Source organism: Pseudomonas sp. S1(2024) (assembly GCF_046557535.1).
In genome coordinates, this window is record NZ_JBKGFP010000038.1 from 1 (window position 1) to 4,479 (window position 4,479).

The 4,479-nt window shown below is 64.3% G+C and carries 5 protein-coding genes; 3 read left to right on the forward strand and 2 right to left on the reverse strand.

The annotated features are described in order from the left end of the window. Positions 1 to 88 precede the first annotated feature (88 nt). On the reverse strand, positions 89 to 1,237 hold the full coding sequence (locus ACLCGK_RS11095; RefSeq protein ID WP_013971426.1) for a patatin-like phospholipase family protein: 1,149 nt from the start codon (positions 1,235 to 1,237) through the stop codon (positions 89 to 91). A 149-nt stretch (positions 1,238 to 1,386) separates the two neighbouring features. Further along, positions 1,387 to 2,322, reverse strand: coding sequence for a lipid A biosynthesis lauroyl acyltransferase (locus tag ACLCGK_RS11100; protein WP_054573876.1), 936 nt, complete (start codon positions 2,320 to 2,322; stop codon positions 1,387 to 1,389). A 111-nt stretch (positions 2,323 to 2,433) separates the two neighbouring features. Here ACLCGK_RS11100 and minC point away from each other — a divergent pair, with 111 nt between their 5' ends. From minC to minE, 3 genes are all read left to right on the forward strand, one after another. Next, positions 2,434 to 3,192 (forward strand): septum site-determining protein MinC, encoded by a 759-nt coding sequence (minC, locus tag ACLCGK_RS11105; RefSeq protein ID WP_023660587.1) that lies wholly within the window; start codon positions 2,434 to 2,436, stop codon positions 3,190 to 3,192. A 101-nt stretch (positions 3,193 to 3,293) separates the two neighbouring features. Continuing rightward, positions 3,294 to 4,106 carry a septum site-determining protein MinD gene (minD, locus tag ACLCGK_RS11110; protein WP_013971423.1) on the forward strand — a complete coding sequence of 271 codons (813 nt, stop codon included), beginning with the start codon at positions 3,294 to 3,296 and terminating at the stop codon, positions 4,104 to 4,106. A gap of 3 nt (positions 4,107 to 4,109) precedes the next feature. After that, entirely contained in the window at positions 4,110 to 4,364 is a 255-nt protein-coding gene (gene minE / locus ACLCGK_RS11115; protein ID WP_003252572.1) for a cell division topological specificity factor MinE, read from the forward strand. Positions 4,365 to 4,479 lie beyond the last annotated feature (115 nt).

The window sequence follows — 4,479 nt, forward strand, 5'->3', positions numbered from 1 at the left end:
CCCGTCCCCCACTTGCCCTAACGCTTCCCTTTTCTTGGGTGGGGGGGGGGGGGGTTTTTTCCCCCCGATAGGGCCATCACAGGCAACCTCAAATCCCCAGGAACTGGCAAAGCTCCCGCTTCTTGGCCAAGGCATCCTTTCGCCCCAGCTCTATCAGCTCGCTGCAGTAACTGGCCTCGAACAGCAAATAGCTCAACACCCCCGCCCCGCTGGTACGCGTCGCCCCCGGCCCACGCAGGAACATGCGCAACGCCGCCGGCAACTCGCGCCGATGTCGCGCGGCAATCTCGTCCAGCGGCTGGCTGGGCGCCACCACCAGCACGTCGATCGGCGCCAGGCCCAGGCGCCGGGCGTCCAGGTGCGCCGGCAACAGGTGGCTCAGGTGGTTGAGGCGCTGCAGCAGCTCGATGTCGTCTTCCAGGCTGTCAATGAACGTACTGTTGAGCATGTGCCCGCCGATCTGCGCCAGGCTCGGCTGCTGCCCGCTGAACACCCGCTGGGTCGGCAGCGGTGGCGCCGGCCGCTGCGGGTTGCCGCTGACCCCGACCACCAGTACCCGGCTGGCGCCCAGGTGCAGGGCCGGGCTGATCGGCGCCGACTGGCGTACCGCGCCGTCACCAAAATATTCATCGCCCAGCCGCACCGGGGCGAACAGCAGCGGGATGGCCGCGCTGGCCAGCAGATGATCGATGGTCAATGGCGTGGGCATGCCGATACGGCGATGGCGCAACCAGGCTTCGATGGTGCCGCGGCCCTGGTAGAAGGTCACCGCCTGGCCGGACTCGTAGCCAAACGCGGTCACCGCGACGGCGCGCAGTTGCTCGGCGGCCAGGGAGTGGGCGATACCGTCCAGGTTCAGGTGCGCCTGCAGCAAGCCGCGCAATGGGCTGCTGTCCAGGAGCGCCACTGGCGCCGGGCCACCCACGCCCAGCAGGTTGTGGGCGACGAAGCGGCTGGCCTGACGGACCACACCGGGCCAGTCGCTGCGGATGACCAGGTGGCTGCGGAAGTTCTGCCAGAAGGCGGTGAGCCGTTGTACGGCGTCACTGAAATGGGTGGCGCCGCTGGCCAGGGTGACGGCGTTGATGGCCCCGGCGGAGGTGCCCACGATGACCGGGAACGGGTTGTGCGCGCCGGCGGGCAGCAACTCGGCAATGCCGGCCAGCACGCCCACCTGGTAGGCGGCGCGGGCGCCGCCGCCAGAAAGGATAAGACCGGTTACCGGGGGTGGGGCCATTGGAGTCCTTCCTGGGGTGGGTGGGCTGTCAGTGCCGGCCCTTTCGCGGGTAAACCCGCTCCTACAGGTTCTTCACCGGCCTTGAAGGCTGTGCAATACCTGTGGGAGCGGGCGCGCCCGCGAATAGGCCGGCACAGGCAAAACAAAATTCAGCGCTTCTTCTTGTCATACAGCCGCGGCTCCCCTTCGGGCCGCGACTTGAACCGGCGATGCGCCCACAGGTACTGCTCGGGGCATTCGCGCAACACGCTTTCCACCCACTGGTTGATTCGCAGGCAGTCAGCCTCTTCGCTCTCCCCGGGGAAATCCGCCAGCGGCGGGTGGATCACCAGGCGATAGCCGCTGCCATCCTCCAGGCGCTTCTGGGTGAACGGTATCACTTGCGCCTTGCCCAACCGGGCAAACTTGGTGGTAGCGGTCACCGTCGCCGCCGGGATGCCGAACAGCGGCACGAACAGGCTCTGCTTGGCGCCGTAGTCCTGGTCGGGTGCGTACCAGATCGCCCGGCCCGAACGCAGCAGCTTGAGCATGCCGCGCACGTCCTCGCGCTCCACCGCCAGCGAGTCGAGGTTATGCCGCTCGCGGCCGCTGCGCTGGATGAAGTCGAACAGCGGGTTGCCGTGCTCGCGGTACATGCCATCGATGGTGTGATGCTGGCCCAGCAGTGCGGCGCCGATCTCCAGGGTGGTGAAGTGCACCGCCATCAGAATGGCCCCCTGCCCCGCCTGCTGGGCGGCCTGCAGGTGCTCCAGCCCCTCGACATGGGCCAGGCGCGCCAACCGGGCCTTGGGCCACCACCAGCTCATGGCCATTTCGAAGAAGGCGATACCGGTGGAGGCGAAGTTGGCCTTGAGCAGGCGCTGCCGTTCGTCGACCGACAGCTCCGGGAAGCACAGCTCCAGGTTGCGCGCGGCAATGCGCCGCCGCTCACCGGCAAAGCGGTACATCACCGCTCCCAGCGCGGCACCGACTTTCAACAGTACCCGGTACGGCAACTGGACCACCAGCCACAGCAGGCCCAGGCCCAGCCACAGGCCCCAGAAACGTGGGTGAAGGAAATAGGGACGAAAACGCGGGCGTTCCATTGAAGCTTCCGGAAAGACAAAGGCCGCGCATTCTACAACGGATCAGCGCATGTTGCGGGCAACCGGTCTTATCGTTATAAGTCAGGGCACTTTTTTCGCAACAAGCCGTCTATGCAGACCATGAGCCCAAACCACACACCCGACACCGCCTCCGTGTTCCAGCTCAAGGGCAGCATGCTCGCCATTACAGTGCTGGAGCTGGCGCGCAATGACCTTGAAGCCCTCGACCGCCAACTGGCGGCCAAAGTCGCCCAGGCACCGAACTTCTTCAGCAACACGCCACTGGTGCTGGCGCTGGACAAGCTGCCGGCCGACGAGGGGGCAATCGACCTGCCCGGCTTGATGCGGATCTGCCGCCACCACGGCCTGCGTACCCTGGCCATCCGTGCCAACCGCATCGAGGACATCGCCGCCGCCATTGCCATCGACCTGCCGGTGCTGCCGCCATCCGGCGCGCGCGAGCGGCCGCTGGAGCCCGAACCCGAGGTGAAGAAGCCCGAGCCGGCCCCTGTCCCGCCACCAATCCTCGAACCCGAGGTGCGCCCGACCCGCATCATCACTGCGCCAGTACGTGGCGGCCAGCAGATCTACGCCCAGGGCGGCGACCTGGTGGTGACCGCTTCGGTCAGCCCGGGGGCGGAACTTCTGGCCGATGGCAACATCCATGTGTACGGCGCCATGCGCGGCCGCGCCCTGGCCGGCATCAAAGGCAATACCAAGGCACGTATCTTCTGTCAGCAGATGACCGCCGAAATGGTCTCCATCGCCGGCCAGTACAAGGTCTGCGAGGACCTGCGCCGCGACCCGCTGTGGGGCACAGGCGTGCAAGTCAGCCTGTCTGGCGACGTGTTGAACATCACCCGTCTTTAACGGATACTTGCCAGCATTTTTAGTGCAACTTTTCTTACCGTTGCCATTTATTTGTATTTTTGCAGGGACGTGTGTCCCGATTATTTTAGGGGTGAAACACCTTGGCCAAGATTATCGTGGTTACTTCCGGCAAGGGGGGGGTGGGCAAGACCACCACCAGCGCCGCCATTGGTACCGGCCTCGCACTGCGTGGCCACAAGACCGTCATCGTCGACTTCGACGTGGGCCTGCGTAACCTCGACCTGATCATGGGCTGCGAACGCCGCGTGGTGTACGACTTCGTCAACGTGGTCAACGGCGAAGCCAACCTGCAACAGGCCCTGATCAAGGACAAGCGCCTCGAGAACCTGTACGTGCTGGCCGCCAGCCAGACCCGTGACAAGGACGCGCTGACCCAGGAAGGCGTGGAAAAGGTCCTGATGGAGCTGAAGAAAGACTTCGACTTCGTCATCTGCGACTCGCCGGCCGGTATCGAGAAAGGCGCACACCTGGCCATGTACTTTGCCGACGAAGCCGTCGTGGTCACCAACCCCGAGGTATCCTCGGTTCGTGACTCCGACCGCATGCTGGGCATCCTGTCGAGCAAGTCGCGCCGCTCCGAGAACGGCGAAGAGCCGATCAAGGAACACCTGCTGATCACCCGCTACCACCCGGAGCGCGTGGAAAAGGGCGAAATGCTGAGCATCGCCGACGTCGAAGAGATCCTGGCGATCAAGCTCAAGGGTGTGATCCCCGAGAGCCAGGCAGTGCTCAAGGCTTCCAACCAGGGTATCCCGGTCATCCTCGACGACCAGAGCGATGCCGGCCAGGCCTATAGCGATACCGTCGACCGTCTGCTGGGCAAAGAAAAGCCCCTGCGGTTCATCGAAGTGCCGAAGCAAGGATTCTTCGCGCGCCTGTTTGGAGGCAAGTAAACCATGAACCTTTTTGACTTCTTTCGTGGCAGACAGAAACAGACCAGCGCGTCGGTAGCGAAAGAGCGTCTACAGATCATCGTGGCGCACGAGCGCGGCCAACGCAGCGAACCGGACTACCTGCCAGCGCTGCAGAAAGAACTGCTGGAAGTGATCCGCAAATATGTGAACATCGGCAACGATGATGTGCATATCGAGCTGGAAAACCAGGGTAGCTGCTCGATTCTGGAGCTGAACATCACCTTGCCGGATCGCTGATTTCGCGACCAGGCCTGGATCATTGGGGCTGCTTTGCAGCCCATCGCCGGCAAGCCAGCTCCCACAGGGATCCCGCTGTCCCCTTTGGGGATTGGTTCCCAGCGCTTGGGCGCAA